This window comes from Nocardioides sp. NPDC127503, from assembly GCF_040302165.1.
GTDB lineage: Bacteria > Actinomycetota > Actinomycetes > Propionibacteriales > Nocardioidaceae > Nocardioides.
The window spans coordinates 131,100-148,736 of record NZ_JBEORH010000001.1 but is presented as its reverse complement, the minus strand read 5'-3'; the positions used below and the strand labels follow the sequence as shown (position 1 = coordinate 148,736).

Genomic DNA, 17,637 nt, shown 5'->3' with positions numbered 1-17,637 from the left:
GGCGTGGAGTCGCTAGGCGTCCATCAGATTCGTTGGGCCGGGATTGTGGCGTATGCCCGCTGCAGGCTGGCGACCGCAGGATGGTCGGGATTGAAGTGGTGGCCATCGATCGCACTGATCGGGCGTACGCCGATGCTGGCGTTGGTGGCGAACGCAGCCTGCATGCGACCGATCTCGGCGAACGGAATCGCCTGCGCGACGTATCGGTCGTTCGCGCCGCGAAGTAGTGCCATCGTCACGCCAGGAAGCACAGCCGCGTCTGGCCAGACCACCGTGCCGTCGGCCGCGATGAAGCCGATGTTCCAGGTGTTGCCTTCTGAGATGTTGGTGCTGGTGGGATCGTTGAACAGTACGTCGCCGAACCCTGCCCTCTTGGCCGCGACGCGGTGATGGAGCGGGCTGAACAGCCCGACGTGCTTGACCTCCGGTGTGTCGCGCTGGAAGGCGACCGTCTTGACTTGCATCGGCGGCAGCGCGCCGACGTGGCTGGCGCGCGTCGTGATGAGAGGGACCGGCTTCGCGGTGACCGTACCGACGTTTCCGAGGTTGATCGCCGGGTCGAACATCGTCACACGCAGGGTGTAGTTCCCGGTTGTCCCAGCGATCGCGGCGCGGATGTCCGCCACCAGCAACTCTCGGTCGAGATCGGCGTCGAAGACCGCCTTCGCGTTGCTGACCAGGCGCTCCAGGTGCAGATCGAAGCCACGTACGCCGCCTTCTTCAACGTGCATCGACGTGAAGTGTCCGTAGCCGGTCAGCGCCAGCGCCCTCAGCTCGTCGGAGGTCGCTTCGATGCCGTGGATCGTCGCCATAGCGACAAACTCTGCCACCTGGTCACCTCAGAGGTAGGCGACGGCAGGCTCTCCCCCGTCGTGCAGATCGTCGCGCATCACGCGCAGGACGCCTACCTCGAACTCAGCGCCGCGCGTCACCAAGGCCCACGCCGTCGCCAACGCCGCCCCGGATGTCCTCGCATCCGCACCGACGTCATCGGCGCGAGCACTGAGGACGGCGTCCTCCGCCACTTCACGGCTATCTAGTCAGCTACTGCGCATGCGCCATCGCCAACTAACGCAGATCGCCAACGCCCAGGGAATCTTGGTGTCGTTGCTGGCCGATGCTCGGCCAGCTTCGTGTCAAGACTTCTGGCGCTTGGCCTCCCAGGCCGCTTCGGCCCGCTCGCCGGCTATGTCGTGATGATCGCGCGGGATGTTCAAGATGGCGGTGAGCTTCGACGCCCCCACGGGGCCATTCACCCTCTCGAGTCCCTTTGCGCCGCGCTTGTCAGCACACCCTGCCGCGTACGTCCAGAGCGACTCGAGGGAGGCAGCGTCCACCCCCGCGTCCCGGAGGCGCTTGTCTAGAGCGTCAATCGCCCGCCGGCGTTCCTCAGCGAGAGCTGTTCGAGCCTCGCTCCGGGCCAGGAAGAGGCCGAGATCGCGTTCGCGGGCGGCCTCAGGGTTCCGCGCGCGGACGAGGTGGATCCAGACAACGCCCCCGAGCGCGACCGCAATCGAGGCGATGACCGACACCTGCTCCCAGGGCTTCAATCCCGGAGCGAGCAGCGTGACGACTCCCGCGGCCACGATCAGCACCAACGCGATCACACATGAGCCGGCAGCATTACGCCCCATTGGCTTGTGCGTTGACGCCGCTGCGATGAGCGTGATGAGGGCAGCGACCACCGGCGACAGGACCGGCGGCATCCACATCAGTCCTGGCGACTGGCCATACCTACCGAAGATGCCGCCGGCAGCGGCAGCGGCGATGATCACCGTGAGCACACCAACAGCGCCCCAGGGTCCCTCGTCTCGCTGGTACGCCTTGTGCGACGCTGCCAGCTCGAACTTCTCTGCCGAGCGGAAGAGATCGCTGGCTAGCTCGTCGTTGCCGGTCGCCTCGAGCACGATCTCGTCAAGCCGGGCAGCGTTGAGATCGCTCACGTTCGTCGTCTCGACCGCCTTCGCGATCTCGCCCTGCACCTTGCTGTTGGTGTTGTTCATACCGATACTTCCCAGGTCGAAATGACTGGCTCGATGAGCGCGAGCACTATACCGGCTGCTGGCGAGGGGGCGGGAGTCAGAGACACAGCCCCAAGGCGACCCCCCGCAGAGAGGACGTACGTCGTCTGGATGAGCTGTAGGTGTGTGAGATCGTCGCTCGCCCCACCGTCATCTGGTGCAGGGAGAAACTCGGACACACGGAACCCTTGTACGGTGCCGAGCTCAACCGGAACGACGGTCGGGTCCCATGGACCGACGTTGCCCTCCGTGACAAGGTCCAGCGCCTCTTGCTCGGACGTCGGAGGCACTCGGTCGCTGTAGAGCGCGAAGCCTGCCACTGCGTACAACGACGACTCCGGCTCCTGCAGCAACAACGTTAGGTCTCCGGTCGCTCCACGGGTGGCGAGGGCGAACTCAGCCATGGTCGTCGCGACTGCCTTGGCCTCTCCCTCGAGTCCGGCTGTCCTCTGGGCTACGAACCGGGCCTCGCCGTCCACGTTGGGCACCTCGTGCCAGAGCGCCGCGTCGGGAGCGATGGTGAAGTCAGCCATCGTTCCTCCAACGGAACGTAGCCACGATCCCGTCGCTGAGCAGCGTCATCGCCCGGACGTCGTGCTCGGCGGCGTGCTCGCCGTTGCCCCCGTCGAGGATGGTCGTGCGGATCATCAGTGCAGTGTCCGGCGCATGTGGGACGCGAATGAGGTACGTCGGCTGCACCGTGTGCACCGTGCCTCCGTCGACCGAATGGTCGACACGGTCGATCCATCGAAGGATGGTGCCTCGATCGTCGAGCGGTGCCGCGCCGCGTTCGGTGACCAGTTGCTTGGCCATCGACGTCATCGCCGAACCAGCAGGTGCTTCGACCCAGGCCAACGCCATGCTCATCGGGACGAAGTCGTCGACAGGTACGTCCACCTGGGAGACCGATGCGATCATCCGCTCGCGTGCCTGAGCGTCTGCGTTGTCCGCCTCGGCCAGGATCGCCTCAACGCTGGCCCTCATCCGGATGACATCAACCCCAGGTGAACGACCCATCACGGCCTGGACCTGGTCGCGCAGCGCGTTCAAGTCAGCGGGTTGCTTCGCCCACCCTTGGGGTAAGAGCAAACCGAACGGAGGAGTTTTCGTGGTCGCGCCGAAGAGTTCGGCGCGAAGGCTGTCAGCGATACCCATCAGCTCCCCACAATCAGGTCGCCCATGCCCACGATGTTGGAGATCGACGTTCCCACACCCTGTGCCGTCCCAGCGAGAGCGTCCGCGAGGGAGCCGGGGACGGTCCCCGGAGAGAAGCCGCCCAGCGCATGCAGCGCCTGGGAATAGGTGTTGCGGCCGCCATGGCTGAGCATCGTGAACCCTCGAAGCATGTTCCTCGTGTTCAACCCGTGGCGCCCTATCCAGTCCGCCCCGTCGATCCCGAACTTCCTCATTGCTGCGGAGTCCAGACCCTGTCCCCATGCTCTGGCCGACCCGGCGAGCCGGGAGAACTTCAACGACGACAATCCGTCGGCCAGCTTTCCGAGGCTGGCGAACTTGCCGAACGGAACGACGCCAAGGATCGCCAATGTCATGCCGCGTCCCGAACCTCGGTCCGCCAAGAACTTCGAGGCTTCGAGGGCCAGGGTCAAGACCCCGGCGATGATGCCGATGACGGCTGCGAGAGCCGCAAACGGTCCCGTGAAACAGATCGCGATGATCAGAGCGACGAAGCCGATGACCTGCAGGACCTTGAGCGCCCCTTCGACAAAGGGCATCGCGTTGTCCCAGAACCCGTCCTCGACGCCGTTCTCGTTGACCTCCTCGAGGTCGTCGCGAGCGGCACCGTACGCGTCCTCCCAGGTCTCGACAGGGGCGTCGTAGTTTCCCCAGTAGCCTTCCCAGTCGGCGACTGCCGAGTCGAAGGCTGTCTGCTCACCCGAAGCGTCCGGCCGCTGAGCTTCGGACTCGCCGTCGCCCTCGCCGGCGGGCTTGTTCTCGGCCTCCTGGTCGTGCTGCTCCTGCGCCTGCTGGACCTCGAGCAGCGCGAAGGAGGTGGTGTTTACTGATTCCCAGGCGTTCTCGGCGTTGGTGACGAGGCTGTCGGTCGCGTCCTGAACGGTCTGGAGTGCTTGCGAGTACGCTTTCAGCGCCTCGCCGCTGGGGGTGTAGCGCTGGCCGGCGGTGCGCAGGTCTGCGTAGACCTCCTTGGCCTGTTCGCGGATCTTCTCCAGGGAGTCGCCGATACCGAGGTCGCCGTCGGCGAACAGCTGCAGCGTGTCGGCCGCGGTCGACATCTTCTCGCCGAGGTCGACGATCTTGTCGGCCCGGGTGCCGATGTCGCCGGCGTCGCCGTCGACCTTCAGCAGCTCTCGTCCACCGTGCGTGTCCGGCATGGAGGGCCGGCGGTACTTGGGGTCGTTCTCGGTCATCAGGAGCCCTCCTGCATCTGCGCCAGCTCGGCGTCGAGGTCGGCCCAGGCCTTCCGGTTCTCGTCGACCCGCTTCTTCATCTCTTCGAGCTTCTCGCGCAATGTCTCGCGCTTGTCGTCCCACTTCGACTCGAAGTCGCTAGCTCGATCTTTCAACGCGGTCCAGCCGGGCAGCGGCGTACGGATGGCGTTCTCCAGCTCACCCGTGCGCGAGCTGGCTTCTTTGAACTCGGTGATGATCAGACCGAGCGCGTTGCTCAGCTCCTCCATCCGCTCGAACGGAATCAACACGTCTGCCACGAAGTTCGCCTCCAGGTCCTTGCTGCTCTATACGGTCGCGCCGAGGATGCCGGGCAACCTCGCAATGGTCAGGGGAAGCTGGCGAGGACCGTCTTCGATCCCCGCCAGCTGGGGATCAACTCTCAGCCGCCGGCGAGCTGGCTGTCGAGGTCCTGGATGGCGGTCGCCATGTCACGAAGAGCCTGAGCCATGTCCTCGACACCAGCAATGGCGTCCTTCAGACCCGTGGTCATCTCGGAGTAGCCGTCCTGGAACTTGCCCGACGCCTTCTCCGTCTTGAACCCGTCCTGAACCAGCTCATCGACGTAACCCTGGCACTCGTCCAGAGCGGACTCAATCGTGTCCTTACCCTGGTCGAGCTTGTCGGCGGTGCCGGTCATCTCGTCGTACGTTGCCCCGAAGTCGCTCATCGATCATTGCCTTTCCCGCGATTTCATTGCACGACACCCGCTGAGGCGCCGCTTGTCAGGATGGTTCTACCCACTACGTCGAGTTCTAAACATCTCCGATAGTAAAATGTCGCTCTGGTCATCTGGATCCTCCTGTGGGCTTCGCAACTGATCGCGCCCTGGTAGCGCGAGTCCCTGGCACCGATTACCGCGGGTGGCGGAGACTAAGGATGTGCCCACGAAACCAGCCCCGCACGTACTCGTCCTCTTCGGCGCGACCGGTGACCTGGCCGCCCGCAAGCTGTTTCCCGGGCTGTATCGGCTCGCGCTTGCCAAGCGGCTTCCCGATCAGCTCGCGATCATCGGCAGCGGGCGGCGCTCGCCGGGCAGCGACGACGACTTTCGTGACCACGTTCGCCAGGCGCTGAAGGAGTTCGTCGGAGACGTCGACGAGTCCGTCGCCGGGCCGCTGCTGGAGCGGATCAGCTTCGTCGCCTCCTCCGCCGAGGACGGCGCCGCGCTGGCCGAGGCGGTGCATGCGGCCGAGGACCGGCTCGCGCTGGCGAGGGGGCAGACGGTCGGCGACGTACAGCGCCTCCTCTATCTTTCCGTGCCGCCGCAGGCCGTGGAGGGGATGGTCGGGATGTTCGCGCGGGAGAGGCTGAACGTCCGCAGCCGGCTGGTCGCGGAGAAGCCGTTCGGCACCGATCTCGCCTCGGCACGCGAGCTCGATGCGGTGCTCAGCGAGGCGTTCGAGGAGGTGCAGGTCTTCCGGATCGACCACTTCATCGGGAAGGAGGCCGTGCAGAACCTGCTGGCGCTGCGCTTCGCCAACGGTCTCTTCGAGCCCGCCTGGAACCGGCACAGCATCGAGTCGGTGCAGATCGACGTACCGGAGAAGCTCACCGTCACCGGGCGCGGCAGCTTCTACGAGGGCACCGGCTGCCTGCGCGACATGGTCACCACGCACCTGTGCCAGCTGCTCGGGTTCGTGGCGATGGAGGATCCGCACGCCTTCCGCGAAGGCGCGATCCGCGCGGCGAAGGCCGCCGCCTTCGCCTCCGTGCGGCCGCTGGATCCCGAGCGCGTGGTCTTCGGGCAGTACGACGGCTATCGCGAGGAGCCCGATGTCGCCGAAGACTCCGATGTGGAGACGTACGTCGCGATCGAGGCGTGGATCGACAACGACCGGTGGCGCGGGGTGCCGTTCTACCTGCGCACCGGCAAGGCGCTCGCGGCCGGACGGCGGACGATCACGATCCGGTTCATCGACCCGCGGCACCAGTGGCTGCAGCCGGCGGACTCCGGCCGGGCAGAGCCCAACGAGCTGGTGATCGAGCTCAGCGACGACGCCCGGATCGAGATCGACGTCCGGGCCAAGCGCCCCGGCCCCGGCATGGCGCTGGTCGAGGGGGTCTTCCGCCTCGACCTCGCCGGAGACACCCCGGACGCCGGGCCGCTGGAGGCGTACGAGCGACTGCTCCTCGACGTCATGAACGGCGACCGGACCTTGTTCACCAGTGCGCGCGAGGTGGAGCGGCTGTGGGAGATCTGCCAGCCGGTCCTCGAGCATCGACCCGACGTGGAGAGCTATCCGCAGGGATCCTGGGGCCCGGAGTCGGCGCTCGAGCTGCCGGTCGGCGGCTGGCGGCTGGGAAGGAACCGGTCGAACTAGGCGGCGTACGGCAGGGGCTCGTTCGAACCGGGACATCGCGCACCTACGATGGGCGCGATGTCGATGACCAGCTCGCCGAGCCCCCGCCGCCTCCTGCTCGTCGTCGACGCCCCGTCGCTGCTGCATCGCAACCATCACGCTCGGGCGCACACCCGCATGATCGACCATGCCGGCCGGCCCGCCTGGGCGCTGCACGGCATGCTGCGGCAGATCCTCGACTCGATCGACGCCTTCGCTCCGGACGCGGTGCTCTTCGGCCTCGACGACCGCACCGCATCCGTACGCAGGGACGCCTATCCCGATTACAAGGCCGGCCGCGCCGAGAAGGACCCGCTGCTGGTCGAGCAGCTCGACCGGGCCGGCTCGCTCCTCGACGCCCTCGGCCTCGCGACCCTCACTCCCCCGGGCCTCGAGGCCGACGACGTCAACGCCTCCGCCGCGGCGTGGGCCGGCCGCAACGGCTGGAACTGCGTCGTCATCACCTCCGACCGCGACGCGTTCGCGCTGATCAGCGAGCACACCCAGGTCCTGCGACTGATCAACGGCGGGATCAACGGCTCTCCCCTGCTCAACCCCGCCCGCTTGTATGCGATGTACGGCGTGCCGGCCTCCCGTTATCTGGAGTACGCCGCTCTGCGCGGTGACGCCAGCGACAACCTGCCCGGCGTGAGTGGCATCGGCGAGAAATCCGCGGCCGCCCTGCTCGACCAGGTCGGCCCGATGGACGGCGTCTGGTCCGACATCGACCACAACTCCGGCCAGATGGTCACCACGGTCCTCGATGCGTGGGCCGCCAACACCGGCGTACGCCGCATCGGCGCGCGCGTCGTCCGCGCGCTCTCCGCACCCGACGCCCGGGCGCGCTACGACTTCAACCTGCGCATGATGACCTGCCGCGACGACCTCGACCTCCGACTCACCCCGGACATTCCCGGCACCCCCGGCCTCCTCCCCCTCGACCTGGACCGGGTCTCCCGCGTCGTCGGGTTCCTCGGTGTCGAGGCGACCACCGCGGTCGCGCAACGAGTGCTGAGTACGAATCCAGCTTCGACGGTCTCGTAGACGCCTCGACTCGCGCCTACCGGCAGCTGATAAAGCCTCTGTCGAACTCCACGGCGACGTCACCGTCCACAATCGTCGTCCTGAATCGGGCGTGGAACATCTCATGCCCGATGACGGTGTCCTCGGCGTCGTACAACGTGCCCTTCTCTTGGAGTGTGCCCCCGAACGTGACCACACCCACCATTGGGTTGTCGTTGGATCCGATGTGTTCGTACTGCTCCGCGATGAAGTACCTGCCGTCCGCGAAATCGACCCGGGTGTGGAACGTGATCGTCGCGCGGAAGTGGTCGCCGTTGTTGGTCGTCACTTGTTGGCCGGCGAAGGTGCCGGCCCCTGTCAGAATGCCGACGACCCCGTCTCCTGCGCACGTGTCGTCAACTTCCCCTGGCTCCGCCGTGAACGTCTCCGAGAAGCGGTCGACCGTTGCTTGGGCCGAGGCGCTCGCGGGAATTGCGACGAACGCGGCCAGGGCAATAGGAACGGTAAGCAAGGTTGCGAATCGTCGTCCGACCACTTCAGGTCTCCTCGAGTGCCTGCGTGCTGGCTCATCCAGCTCGTCGTAACGATCAGCGTGCCCAACGCCGTCAGCGACCGCATCGCCGAGACTGGTGATCGTTGCCGCGACCGCGATCGCAGCGCCGATCGGACCCGGCGCGGCGCCGCGAAGGTCATCGGGTTTCCACATGACGCTGGTCAGCAGATCTCCCTCACGCCCACCGGTCTTGGAGCTCCGCGACCAGCCTCTCGGCGTCGCTCGTGTCGGGTGCGCCGCCCACGGCGTCAAGGGTCGACTCCGGAAGCACCACATACCGGCTGGCCCCGTTCAGGCCGAGATCGCTCAGCGGGTCGGCCGAGGTGGTCTGGGCAAGGTCGAGGACCTGGAGGTTCTCGCCGATCTTGTCGAGGAGGTCCTGGGCGGAGCTGGCCTTCAGCTTGGCGATCTGCGAGGCGAGCTCCGACGCGGCGGCGCGAGTGTCACGTACGGCGACCTCGGCGACCTTCATGTTGTTCGCCGCCGCCTGCATGTTCTGCATGGCCGCATCGTGCTGCTTCTCGGCTTCCTTCTTGTTCTGGTCGGCAGCGGTAGCCGCGCCCTTCGCTGCGGCGCCCGTGACTGACACACCGAGGAGTGCGCCGAGCACGAACAGCGCGATGTTCTGCACCCGGTCGATGATGCCGAGCAGCTGCTCCCAGTCTGCCCGCTCCTGCGCTTCGTTGTGCTGGACGATGTAGACCCAGCCGTACGCCAGGACCACAAGCAAAGCGATCAGAGCAACGGCCGCGATGGCCGCCGAGATCTGCCACGGCCACCTGCCGACCGGCGCCGGGTTCTGCACGTCGGGGCTCTCTTGCACCGGTGCTGGCTCTTGGAGCACGGTCGGAGCCTCTGTATCCCCGTTCGCGTTCTGCGTCATCGCGTCTCCCCTGGGCTGTAGAAGTGACGTCGACGCTCCTCCCTGGCCATTCGGTGGCGGGAAGCCACGGGACGAGGTACCGAGTATTCGGCACACCGAGACCGCGGCCCTCCCAGGTTGTTCAGGCGAACTCGGGCGTACTCGAGAGGGCCTGGTCGAGGTCGGCCATCAGGTCCTCTGGACTCTCGAGGCCGATCGAGAGGCGTACGAGGTTCGCTGAGGGCCTGGCGTGGGCGGCGACCGGGCGGTGGGTGAGGCCGGCGGGGTGCTGGATGAGCGAGTCGACGCCGCCGAGCGAGACCGCGTGGGTGAAGAGCCGGACAGACGAGGTCACGCGGGCGGCCGCTTCGTACCCACCCCGAAGCGCGATCGTGACCATGGCACCGGGGCCACGCATCTGCTTGCCGACCAGGCCCCGATCGTCGTCCTCCCCGGGGAAGTAGACGTGCTCGACTGCCCGGTGCGACCGCAGCCAGGCCGCGATCTCGACCGCGCCGGCCTGCTGGGTCCGCACCCGGGTCGGCAGGGTGGCGATGCCGCGGTGCAGGAGGTACGCCCCCAGCGGATGCAGGAGGCCGCCGGTGACCGCGCGGACCTGGCGCAGGTGGGCAGCGGTCTCCTCGTCGCAGGCGATCACGCCACCGACGACGTCGCCGTGGCCGCCGATGTACTTGGTGGCGCTGTGCAGCGACATCGCCGCGCCCAGTGTGAGCGGGTTCTGCAGGATCGGGGTGGCGAAGGTGTTGTCCACGAGCACCGGTACGTCACCGGCGGCCGCGACGACCGACGCGATGTCGACGAGTTCGAGGGTCGGGTTGGCCGGGGTCTCCAGAACCACCAGCGCGGTGTCCGACCGGATGGAGGCGGCGACCTCGTGCTCCGCACAGAACGTCACCTCCACGCCGAGCAGGCCGGAGGCGAGCAGGTGGTCGGTGCCGCCGTACAGCGGGCGGACGGCGACGACGTGCCGCTTGCCGCTGAACGACGTGCTCGCGATGATCGCTGCGGTCATCGCCGCCATCCCCGAGGCGTACGCGACCGACGTCTCGGCCTGCTCGAGCTGTGCCAGCGCTGACTCGAACCGCGCGACGGTGGGGTTCCACAGCCGCTGGTAGACGGACCCGCCGTCCGGGAGCGGATGACCGCCGGTCGCCATGGCCTCGTACGACGCGCCACCGCGCTCGATGTCGGGGAGCGGATTGGTCGAGGACAGGTCGATCGGGAGGGCGTGGACGCCGTACATCGCCAGGTCCTCCCGTCCGGCGTGGACGGCGAGCGAGTCGAGGTGAGGGTTCGCAATCGGCATGATGTGATGCTGGCCGGAACCACAAGATCAAGCCATATTGATTGCCGAAGATCCAGTTGAACCCCTGATACTGGCGTCTTCGAGCAACTCGACCAGTGATCCAGGTGAGCCCGTTGGCGAAAGTACAACCATCCGCAGCCGCCCTCGACTCCGTCGACCGCCGCATCCTGAGCGAGCTCGCCACCAACCCCGAGCTCACGAACAAGGCGCTCGCATCGCGCCTCGGCCTCGCCGAGTCGACCTGCGCCTACCGGCTGCGGGCCCTGCGCGACAGCGGCGTCATCACGGGCCGCCGGCTCGACGTCGACGTCCGTTCTCTCGGCTACCCGCTGCAGGCCGTGATCAAGGTGCGGCTCGGCAGCCACAGCAAGGAGCACGTAGAGAAGCTCTACGACGATCTGGCCACAACCCCTGGCGTGATCCAGGCCTTCCACGTCGCCGGCGCGGACGACTTCCACCTCCACGTCGCAGTCGAGGATGCCGAGGCGCTGCGTGACTTCGTCCTGCAGCACGTGACCGTCCACCGGGTCGTACGGCAGACCGAGACGCAGCTCGTGTTCGAGCTGCGCGAGGGGCCGGGCGTACTTCCTCGCGACCCCGCGTAGCGCTCCCCAGCTCAGCGCTGCGGCTGCGTCACTCGTCCTCCATCCGGAAGCCGACCTTCAGCCCGACCTGGAAGTGCTGGATGTCGTCGTCGTCGACGTGTCCGCGGATCTGCGTGACCTCGAACCAGTCCAGGTGCCGCAGCGTCTTGCTTGCGCGGCCGACGCCGTTGCGGATCGCCTGCTCGAGTCCTTCGTCTGAGGTCCCGACGATCTCGGTGACGCGGTAGGTGTGTGAAGACATGGGCCTGCCCTTCTCTCGATGGTCGCTGTATCCACCTTGGGCGCGACGTCGGGACCGTGCAAGGGGTGACGCCACGAGAAACTCCGTTGTCGAACATCGGTGTTCGAGTTAGTATCTCGTACATCAGTGTTCGACTTGTGCCATCAGGAGGCGCGCCATGACTTCAGAGACCAACGCCGGCGAAGCCGTCGACCAGTCCGCCGACCCGCGCCGATGGCGGCTGCTCGGGTTGCTGGGGCTGGCGCAGTTCATGCTGATCCTCGACGTCACCGTGGTGGCGATCGCGCTGCCGCACATGGGCGCCGACCTCGGCCTCGGGCGGGATGCGCTGACCTGGGTGGTGAGTGCGTACACGCTCGCGTTCGGCGGGTTGATGCTGCTCAGCGGCCGGGCTGCCGACCTGTTCGGCCCGAAGCCCGTGGTGCTCGCGGGGCTCGCGACGTTCACCGTGGCCTCGCTGGCCACCGGCCTCGCCACCAGCGCCGAGCTGGCGATCGGCGGGCGGGTCGCGCAGGGGGTCGGGGCGGCGATGCTCTCCCCCGCTGCCCTGTCGATCGTGGTCCGGCTCTTCGACGGTGAGGAGCGCAACCGGGCGCTCGGGATCTGGTCGGCGCTCGGGGCCGGAGGGGCCGCGATCGGCGTCCTTCTCGGCGGCGCCCTGACCGCAGGACCGGGTTGGGAATGGGTCTTCCTGATCAACGTGCCCGTCGGCGTCGTCGTGGCGATCCTTCTTGCGCGGCAGCTCCCGCCGCTGGCCGCATGGGGAGGCAACGTACGTCTCGACCTCATCGGCGCACTGATCGTCACCGCCTCCACCGGGCTGCTGATCCTCGGCTTCATCGAGGCCGGCGACGAGGGCTGGACCTCTAGCCGCACCATCGTCCTGGTCGTCGCCGGGCTCGTCGGATACGCCGTCCTGGCCGGCTGGTTGCGACGTACGCGTCATCCCCTCATCGACCCGGCGCTGGTCACCCGGCGACCGGTCCTGGCCGGCACGTTCGTGCTGTTCGTAGCGACCGGGCTGATGGTGGCGGTGTTCTTCCTCGGGACGTTCTACCTGCAGAGCGCCGCCGGCCACGGGCCGCTCGCGACCGGACTGCTGTTCCTTCCGGTCGCCGCCGCGACGATGGTCGGCGCGCAGCTGGCCGGCAGGCTCATCGGCCGCCTAGGCGCTCGCACCCTCGGGGTCGCCGGGCTGCTCATCGCCGCCGCCGGGCTCGTCGTACCCGCGATCAGCATGAGCACCCTGTCCACCGTGATCGCGGTCAGCGTCGGCTCCGCCGGCCTCGGCGTCCTCTTCGTGGTCGCGGCCGCGACCGCGCTCAGCCAGGTCGAGCCGCATCTCGCGGGCGTCGCCTCCGGCATCCTGAGCACCTTCCACGAGCTCGGCGCCTCGCTCGGCGCCGCGGTGATGTCCGGCGTCGCCGCGGCCAGCCTCGTCAACGGCACCACCGACGGGTTCGTGAGGGCCTATCTGGTCGCGGCCGTCATCGCAGCACTCGCCGCCGTCCTCGCCGGGGCACTGATCCCCGGTCGACCGGCACCCACCGATACCCACCGATAGACCGAGTCATGACGAAGACCCACCGCCCCAGACCCCGCGCGCTCTCGTTCGCGCTCCACTACCTCCAGATGGTCATCGCGATGGCCGTCGGGATGATGGTGCTCTACCCGCTCTGGCAGCTCGCCGTCGGCGGCCAGCCGGAGAGCGCGTGGGTGCATCGCGCCGACGTCGACTCGCTGGTCATGGCCACCACGATGGTGATCCCGATGGCTGCCTGGATGCGCTTCCGCGGCCACGGATCGAGGCCGATCCTCGAGATGTCGGCAGCGATGTACGCAGGCTTCGTGGTCCTCTTCCCCTTCCTCTGGCTCGGGGTCATCGACGCCGGTGGCCTGATGCTGCTCGGTCACGTACTCATGCTGCTCTTCATGCTCGCCGCGATGCTCGCGCGCCCCGGCGAATACTCCGGGAGCCACGCCCACCACGCCGACGCCCACGCCGCGACCGACCGGGAACCAGCATGACCGCACACACCGACCCGGACGTCGTCGTACGCGAAGCCACCCCTGAGGACGCCGAGACCGTCCTGACGCTCATCGGCGAGATCGCCGCCCATCAGGCCCAGTCCGGCTCCGTCACCGTGACCGCCGCGCAGTGGGCCGGCTACCTCGAGCGCCCGGACATCACCGTGCTGCTCGCCGAGATCGACCGGGAACCGGTCGGCTACGTCTCCGCCGTACGCCGCCTGCACCTGTGGTCGGGCAGCGACATCATCGCCCTCGACGACCTCTACGTACGCCCCGGCCATCGCGACGCCGGCGTCGGCCGACTGCTGATGATCGAGCTGGCCGGCCGCTCCGGCGGCCTGACGATCACTTGGGGCGTACAACCCGACAACGACGCCGCGATCCGGTTCTATCGACGCCTCGGCGCCACGGTCCGCGCGAAGGTGATGTGCGCGTGGCCGGCCGCACGGCAGCCGATACTCTGATGGTCAACATCTCGTGGGAGGTTCCGGCCGTGACGACCCTCAAGCGCGCCGACGCACGTAAGAACATCGAGTCGATCATGGACGCGGCAACCGCCTGCCTCGCCCGCGATCCCGACGTCAGCGTCGCCGACATCGCCAAGGCGGCAGGCGTCGGGCGGGTCACGCTCTACGGCCACTTCGAGTCCCGGGCGACCCTGGTGGCCCAGGTCGTCGAACGTGCGATCCAGCAGGCCGACAAGGCACTCGGCGGGGTCGACCTCGACGGCGATCCGCGTGCCGCCCTCAGTCGGCTCCTCGAGGCGTCGTGGCGACTGACGCAGCAGTACGGCGCGCTGATCGTCGCGGCCGAGCAGAGCATGCCCCAGGAGCAGTTCCAGGCGGTTCACGTCGGGCTGGTCGACCGCTGGAAACCGCTCATGGAGCGCGGTCGCCGCGACGGCAGCTTCCGCGACGACCAGCCGCTCGCGTGGCAGCTGACCCTGCTCCAGAGCGTCCTCCACGCCGCCTCCGGCGCCGTCTACCGGGGCGAGATCAAGGCGGCCGAAGCCGCCGCCCTGATCGACGGCACCGTCCAGGCCGCCCTCACCCCTCCCGGTGTCACCCGCGGCTGACGCTCACTCCGGGAGGTTGCCGACCGCCGCGCTCTCACGGCCGAAGTAGCTGGCCAGCAGCGAGTCGGCATTGCGTTCACCGCGCCTCTCCAGGCGATCCCGGCCCCTCGCGGTTCGGCCGAGGACCCGATGCCTGAGCAGGTTCAGCGGCAGCAGGTAGGCGTGCGCCCACGGGGGCCTCGTCGGAAGGCCGAGCTCGTGCATCGACCTGGTCCCGAGGAAGACGGTCAGCATCGAGAGGACCCGCTCCTTCTCGTACCAGCCACGTACCCGCTCCAAGGAACCCGGCCAACCCGGATAGCTGCGATCCCGCTGGACGTCGACCGCTGCCTGCGCCAGCTGCGGTCCGGCCTCGGAGATCTCCGCCTGCGAGAGCAGCACGTGGTAGTTGATCCGGTGCCGCTCCCACTCGTTGTCGACGAGGAAGTCTTCGTCGACGCCCATCAGCCAGCCGACGTACTTCCACAGATGCATCAGCGCCCGCGCGTCCTGCCTGGAGATCGGCACTCCCAGCGCCCGGCACCCGATGATGAGTACGCCGTCGAACAGGCCCAGCGTGGCCGCTTGGTCGGCCTGGTTGATCGGCAGCCCCCACCTGCTGGTGTCCCACCTCTCTTCGAACCCGGCGTTGACCAGCGCATGCATCGCCCGTACGTGGACCGTGAGCCGCCACGCCTCACCCGAAACCGATCCCGGCTCCGGTGGCCGCAGCGCCCCGGGCTTGCGCAGGCTCACCGCCCAGTGCTGGGTCTCGGCCAGGCGTCGCCGGGTGGTGCTGCCGGTCAGGCCGCCGGTGGCCACGAGCAGGTCCGGCGGGCCGCCGAACCGGTAGCCGCTGATGAGCGAGAGCTGCAGTAGCACGTCGGCCGCATTCTGGCCGAGTCGCGTGAACACGTGGCCGCCTTCGTCGACGAGGTCCCAGTCGACCCAGTCCGGGGTGGCCTCGACCTGCGCGAAGAAGTCGGCGAGCGCCGGAGGCGGGGACTCCACCGCCGCGGCACCGTGCTCCAGGGCCGTACGCAGCTGGGTCATCGTGACCTTGCCCGGAGTCCCGGCTCGCATCCGGATCGCCTCCGCCAGCCGCGCGCCGGCCTCGTCCCGCTCGCTGAACGCCCGCCCGATCCGCTCCATCAGGTCCTCGTCGACCTCGGCGATGCGCCCCAGGAGGCGCAACGGCCGGCCGAGACGGCGGCTGCGCGCCTCGCCTTCGCGAAAACGGGTGGGGAATCCGGTGGGTTGGGTGCCCTGCTGCGCGAGTGTGGTCATGCATCCAGCGTGATGCGAGCCAGAGCTCGCTTTCAATTCGCGTTCTGCCTAACGTAGGGGCATGCGCAAGACACCCACCCAGGCCCGCTCGAGGGCGACGGTCGAGCGCATCCTGGAAGCCGGGCGCCAGGTGCTGATCGACGACGGATACGAGACGTTCTCGACCAACCGCGTCGCGGTCGCCGCCGGAATCAGCCCCGGTTCGCTCTACCAGTACTTCTCCGACAAGGCCTCGATCCTCGACATCGTGATCAGCCGCTACTGGGAGGACGTCTCCGAGCGCACCGCCGCGGCGCTGGCACTACAGGCGAGCAGCAGCACCGGCACACCGGCGATCCGGTCGGTCGCCGACGCGCTCCTCGCCGGGCTGGAGCAGGATCCGGCCCTCCTGCGCGTCCTGACCGAAGAGCTCCCCGCCTCTCGCAACCGAGATCGCCACGCAGCTCTCGTCAACCGCGTACGCGACCTCACCGCCGCCTATCTGAGGGCCGGATCGGATGCGATGACCCGTCCCGACCCGCAGATCACCGCGTGGGTGCTGGTGGTGGCGATGGAGAACGTCGCGCTGCGGTGGGTGCTCGACCGACCGCCCTACCCGCGCGAGGCCGTGCTCGAGGAGATGGTCGCGCTCACCGCGGGCTACCTGGGCCACGCCACGTCATGATGCTTCGGCCGCGGTCTGTTCGAGGATCACGAAGCGGTTCCCGTCGGGGTCGTCGAACGTGAACATCGGCGGTACGCCCGGCCAGAGCAGCAGCTCACCCACGCCCACTCCACGGGAGCTGAGCGTCTCGCGTGCGGCAGCCGCATCGGGGACGTTGAACCGGATCCCCGTCTCGGTGACCTCCCCCGCTTCGCGGTCTCCGGCGACGAGGGCGAGGGAGACGTCGGCGCCGGCCGGCGCGACCTCGACCCAGCGGGTCGGGCCGTTGACGTCGAGGCGTACGACGAAGTCCAGGGTGTCGCAGTAGAAGGCGATGGCCTTGTCCTGGTCGGCCGTGGTGATCCCGATGGTGCGGATGTCGGTGATGGTGCTCATGAGGTTTCCTCTCGGTTCGGGTCGTACATCTGCGATCCCGGGGTGGTCAGGGTCTCCCCCGTCTCCAGCCACGTCTTGAGGCCGGACAGGATCATCGGCCAGCCGCCGTAGAGCTCTGGGGGCGCGTCGCCGCGCAGCTGGTCATGGGTGACAGTGAGGCGGCAAGAGTCGCCGACAGGCTCGATCTCCCAGGTCACGCGCGTGGTGCCCTGCTCCTCGGCAGCGTCGGACCAGAGCGTCCGCATCGACTGCACGAGGCGTGTCGGCGGCTCCACGACGATGTTCTCGCCCTCCGCGAGCGGCCCCTCCGACCCCGGGTGCACCATCGTGAACCCCGATCCCGGGGTCCAGTCGGAGTGGACGCCGGCGCCGAAGTGGTACTTCGCGCGGATCTGCGGATCGGTGATCGCCTCCCACAGCCGCTCCGGCGTGGTGCGGATATAGATCTCGAAGACTTTCTCCATCGTGCGCTCCAGGTCTCGTTTCAGCTCGGCGAGGCCACTCGCCCAGGTCTCGGTGTACTTCGTCACCCAGCGGTCGTGGATCTCGCGGATCGGCACGACGTTGAGGAAGTGGTGCTTCTCGCGTCCCTTGCGCACGACGACCACCAGGCCGGCCTCCTCCAGGATCGCCAGGTGCTTGGCCACCGCCGGACGGGTCATCGAATGACGGCTCACCAGCGAGGACAGCGTCTGCCCGTCCTCCTGCAACAGCGCGTCGAGCAGCGCCCGCCGAGTCGGGTCACCAAGGGCTCGAAACACCTGTTCCACAGATCCAGGATAGGAAACCATTTGGTTTCATGTCAATGGTTTCGCCTGGCTCCTCG

At 68.0% G+C, this 17,637-nt stretch carries 23 protein-coding genes; 8 read left to right on the top strand and 15 right to left on the bottom strand.

Annotated elements, in window-relative coordinates; all coding sequences use genetic code 11:
* Positions 1–23 precede the first annotated feature (23 nt).
* The 8 genes from ABTW65_RS00750 to ABTW65_RS00715 all read right to left on the bottom strand — a co-directional run bounded on the left by ABTW65_RS00750 (position 24) and on the right by ABTW65_RS00715 (position 5,117).
* Positions 24–830, bottom strand: a complete 807-nt coding sequence (locus ABTW65_RS00750; RefSeq protein WP_350657859.1) for an aminotransferase class IV — start codon at positions 828–830, stop codon at positions 24–26.
* A gap of 9 nt (positions 831–839) precedes the next feature.
* Positions 840–1,025 carry a hypothetical protein gene (locus tag ABTW65_RS00745; RefSeq protein WP_350657858.1) on the bottom strand — a complete coding sequence of 62 codons (186 nt, stop codon included), beginning with the start codon at positions 1,023–1,025 and terminating at the stop codon, positions 840–842.
* A gap of 111 nt (positions 1,026–1,136) precedes the next feature.
* Positions 1,137–2,003 (bottom strand): hypothetical protein, encoded by an 867-nt coding sequence (locus ABTW65_RS00740; RefSeq protein ID WP_350657857.1) that lies wholly within the window; start codon positions 2,001–2,003, stop codon positions 1,137–1,139.
* Complete coding sequence (locus tag ABTW65_RS00735) at positions 2,000–2,554, bottom strand: hypothetical protein (protein WP_350657855.1); 555 nt, start codon at positions 2,552–2,554, stop codon at positions 2,000–2,002. Before ABTW65_RS00735 ends, ABTW65_RS00740 begins: the two co-directional genes overlap by 4 nt.
* Positions 2,547–3,176 (bottom strand): hypothetical protein, encoded by a 630-nt coding sequence (locus ABTW65_RS00730; protein WP_350657854.1) that lies wholly within the window; start codon positions 3,174–3,176, stop codon positions 2,547–2,549. Before ABTW65_RS00730 ends, ABTW65_RS00735 begins: the two co-directional genes overlap by 8 nt.
* Positions 3,176–4,408, bottom strand: a complete 1,233-nt coding sequence (locus ABTW65_RS00725) for a hypothetical protein (RefSeq protein ID WP_350657853.1) — start codon at positions 4,406–4,408, stop codon at positions 3,176–3,178. The genes ABTW65_RS00730 and ABTW65_RS00725 overlap by 1 nt, the downstream gene beginning before the upstream one ends.
* A complete protein-coding gene (locus ABTW65_RS00720) occupies positions 4,408–4,707 on the bottom strand; it encodes a hypothetical protein (protein ID WP_350657852.1) in 300 nt (99 codons plus the stop codon). The genes ABTW65_RS00725 and ABTW65_RS00720 overlap by 1 nt, the downstream gene beginning before the upstream one ends.
* A gap of 122 nt (positions 4,708–4,829) precedes the next feature.
* Positions 4,830–5,117: a WXG100 family type VII secretion target gene (locus ABTW65_RS00715; RefSeq protein ID WP_141791345.1), complete on the bottom strand. Its 288-nt coding sequence runs from the start codon at positions 5,115–5,117 to the stop codon at positions 4,830–4,832.
* Positions 5,118–5,328: 211 nt separating this feature from the next.
* Between ABTW65_RS00715 and zwf the strand changes: the two genes are divergently transcribed.
* Positions 5,329–6,771: a glucose-6-phosphate dehydrogenase gene (gene zwf / locus ABTW65_RS00710; protein WP_350657851.1), complete on the top strand. Its 1,443-nt coding sequence runs from the start codon at positions 5,329–5,331 to the stop codon at positions 6,769–6,771.
* Between the two features lie 57 nt (positions 6,772–6,828).
* A complete protein-coding gene (locus tag ABTW65_RS00705; RefSeq protein WP_350657850.1) occupies positions 6,829–7,833 on the top strand; it encodes a 5'-3' exonuclease in 1,005 nt (334 codons plus the stop codon).
* Between the two features lie 16 nt (positions 7,834–7,849).
* Here the strand turns inward: ABTW65_RS00705 and ABTW65_RS00700 are convergent, their stop codons facing one another.
* From ABTW65_RS00700 to ABTW65_RS00690, 3 genes are all read right to left on the bottom strand, one after another.
* Positions 7,850–8,518, bottom strand: coding sequence for a hypothetical protein (locus ABTW65_RS00700; RefSeq protein WP_350657849.1), 669 nt, complete (start codon positions 8,516–8,518; stop codon positions 7,850–7,852).
* Positions 8,519–8,540: 22 nt separating this feature from the next.
* On the bottom strand, positions 8,541–9,248 hold the full coding sequence (locus tag ABTW65_RS00695) for a hypothetical protein (protein WP_350657848.1): 708 nt from the start codon (positions 9,246–9,248) through the stop codon (positions 8,541–8,543).
* Between the two features lie 121 nt (positions 9,249–9,369).
* The gene (locus ABTW65_RS00690; RefSeq protein ID WP_350657847.1) at positions 9,370–10,554 is read right to left on the bottom strand and encodes a trans-sulfuration enzyme family protein; all 1,185 of its coding nucleotides are present in this window, start codon (positions 10,552–10,554) and stop codon (positions 9,370–9,372) included.
* Between the two features lie 104 nt (positions 10,555–10,658).
* On the opposite strand from ABTW65_RS00690, the gene ABTW65_RS00685 reads away from it, so the two are divergent.
* Complete coding sequence (locus ABTW65_RS00685) at positions 10,659–11,159, top strand: Lrp/AsnC family transcriptional regulator (protein WP_350658620.1); 501 nt, start codon at positions 10,659–10,661, stop codon at positions 11,157–11,159.
* A gap of 28 nt (positions 11,160–11,187) precedes the next feature.
* Here the strand turns inward: ABTW65_RS00685 and ABTW65_RS00680 are convergent, their stop codons facing one another.
* Complete coding sequence (locus tag ABTW65_RS00680) at positions 11,188–11,400, bottom strand: dodecin (protein ID WP_350657846.1); 213 nt, start codon at positions 11,398–11,400, stop codon at positions 11,188–11,190.
* 157 nt (positions 11,401–11,557) lie between these two features.
* Here ABTW65_RS00680 and ABTW65_RS00675 point away from each other — a divergent pair, with 157 nt between their 5' ends.
* The 4 genes from ABTW65_RS00675 to ABTW65_RS00660 are packed head-to-tail and all read left to right on the top strand — an operon-like array spanning position 11,558 to position 14,506.
* Complete coding sequence (locus ABTW65_RS00675; RefSeq protein WP_350657845.1) at positions 11,558–12,964, top strand: MFS transporter; 1,407 nt, start codon at positions 11,558–11,560, stop codon at positions 12,962–12,964.
* An 8-nt stretch (positions 12,965–12,972) separates the two neighbouring features.
* The gene (locus ABTW65_RS00670) at positions 12,973–13,428 is read left to right on the top strand and encodes a hypothetical protein (RefSeq protein WP_350657844.1); all 456 of its coding nucleotides are present in this window, start codon (positions 12,973–12,975) and stop codon (positions 13,426–13,428) included.
* On the top strand, positions 13,425–13,895 hold the full coding sequence (locus ABTW65_RS00665) for a GNAT family N-acetyltransferase (protein WP_350657842.1): 471 nt from the start codon (positions 13,425–13,427) through the stop codon (positions 13,893–13,895). Before ABTW65_RS00670 ends, ABTW65_RS00665 begins: the two co-directional genes overlap by 4 nt.
* A 29-nt stretch (positions 13,896–13,924) precedes the next feature.
* Positions 13,925–14,506: a TetR/AcrR family transcriptional regulator gene (locus ABTW65_RS00660; RefSeq protein ID WP_350657841.1), complete on the top strand. Its 582-nt coding sequence runs from the start codon at positions 13,925–13,927 to the stop codon at positions 14,504–14,506.
* Between the two features lie 3 nt (positions 14,507–14,509).
* Here ABTW65_RS00660 and ABTW65_RS00655 read toward each other — a convergent pair whose 3' ends face one another.
* On the bottom strand, positions 14,510–15,772 hold the full coding sequence (locus ABTW65_RS00655) for an oxygenase MpaB family protein (RefSeq protein ID WP_350657840.1): 1,263 nt from the start codon (positions 15,770–15,772) through the stop codon (positions 14,510–14,512).
* A gap of 61 nt (positions 15,773–15,833) precedes the next feature.
* Between ABTW65_RS00655 and ABTW65_RS00650 the strand changes: the two genes are divergently transcribed.
* Positions 15,834–16,436 (top strand): TetR/AcrR family transcriptional regulator, encoded by a 603-nt coding sequence (locus ABTW65_RS00650; RefSeq protein ID WP_350657839.1) that lies wholly within the window; start codon positions 15,834–15,836, stop codon positions 16,434–16,436.
* Here ABTW65_RS00650 and ABTW65_RS00645 read toward each other — a convergent pair.
* Both ABTW65_RS00645 and ABTW65_RS00640 read right to left on the bottom strand, forming a co-directional pair.
* On the bottom strand, positions 16,431–16,811 hold the full coding sequence (locus ABTW65_RS00645; RefSeq protein ID WP_350657838.1) for a VOC family protein: 381 nt from the start codon (positions 16,809–16,811) through the stop codon (positions 16,431–16,433). The genes ABTW65_RS00650 and ABTW65_RS00645 overlap by 6 nt on opposite strands.
* Positions 16,808–17,581, bottom strand: a complete 774-nt coding sequence (locus tag ABTW65_RS00640) for an ArsR/SmtB family transcription factor (RefSeq protein WP_350657837.1) — start codon at positions 17,579–17,581, stop codon at positions 16,808–16,810. The genes ABTW65_RS00645 and ABTW65_RS00640 overlap by 4 nt, the downstream gene beginning before the upstream one ends.
* Positions 17,582–17,637 lie beyond the last annotated feature (56 nt).

Coding starts and splice junctions, on each gene's coding strand:
- ABTW65_RS00650 (WP_350657839.1), top strand. CDS start 15,834: ATGCGCAAGACACCCACCCAGGCCCGCTCGAGGGCGACGGTCGAGCGC.
- ABTW65_RS00645 (WP_350657838.1), bottom strand. CDS start 16,811: ATGAGCACCATCACCGACATCCGCACCATCGGGATCACCACGGCCGAC.
- ABTW65_RS00690 (WP_350657847.1), bottom strand. CDS start 10,554: ATGCCGATTGCGAACCCTCACCTCGACTCGCTCGCCGTCCACGCCGGA.
- ABTW65_RS00730 (WP_350657854.1), bottom strand. CDS start 3,176: ATGGGTATCGCTGACAGCCTTCGCGCCGAACTCTTCGGCGCGACCACG.
- ABTW65_RS00675 (WP_350657845.1), top strand. CDS start 11,558: ATGACTTCAGAGACCAACGCCGGCGAAGCCGTCGACCAGTCCGCCGAC.
- ABTW65_RS00740 (WP_350657857.1), bottom strand. CDS start 2,003: ATGAACAACACCAACAGCAAGGTGCAGGGCGAGATCGCGAAGGCGGTC.
- ABTW65_RS00655 (WP_350657840.1), bottom strand. CDS start 15,772: ATGACCACACTCGCGCAGCAGGGCACCCAACCCACCGGATTCCCCACC.
- ABTW65_RS00670 (WP_350657844.1), top strand. CDS start 12,973: ATGACGAAGACCCACCGCCCCAGACCCCGCGCGCTCTCGTTCGCGCTC.
- ABTW65_RS00705 (WP_350657850.1), top strand. CDS start 6,829: ATGTCGATGACCAGCTCGCCGAGCCCCCGCCGCCTCCTGCTCGTCGTC.
- ABTW65_RS00700 (WP_350657849.1), bottom strand. CDS start 8,518: ATGTGGAAACCCGATGACCTTCGCGGCGCCGCGCCGGGTCCGATCGGC.
- ABTW65_RS00695 (WP_350657848.1), bottom strand. CDS start 9,248: ATGACGCAGAACGCGAACGGGGATACAGAGGCTCCGACCGTGCTCCAA.
- ABTW65_RS00725 (WP_350657853.1), bottom strand. CDS start 4,408: ATGACCGAGAACGACCCCAAGTACCGCCGGCCCTCCATGCCGGACACG.
- ABTW65_RS00715 (WP_141791345.1), bottom strand. CDS start 5,117: ATGAGCGACTTCGGGGCAACGTACGACGAGATGACCGGCACCGCCGAC.
- ABTW65_RS00665 (WP_350657842.1), top strand. CDS start 13,425: ATGACCGCACACACCGACCCGGACGTCGTCGTACGCGAAGCCACCCCT.
- ABTW65_RS00735 (WP_350657855.1), bottom strand. CDS start 2,554: ATGGCTGACTTCACCATCGCTCCCGACGCGGCGCTCTGGCACGAGGTG.
- ABTW65_RS00680 (WP_350657846.1), bottom strand. CDS start 11,400: ATGTCTTCACACACCTACCGCGTCACCGAGATCGTCGGGACCTCAGAC.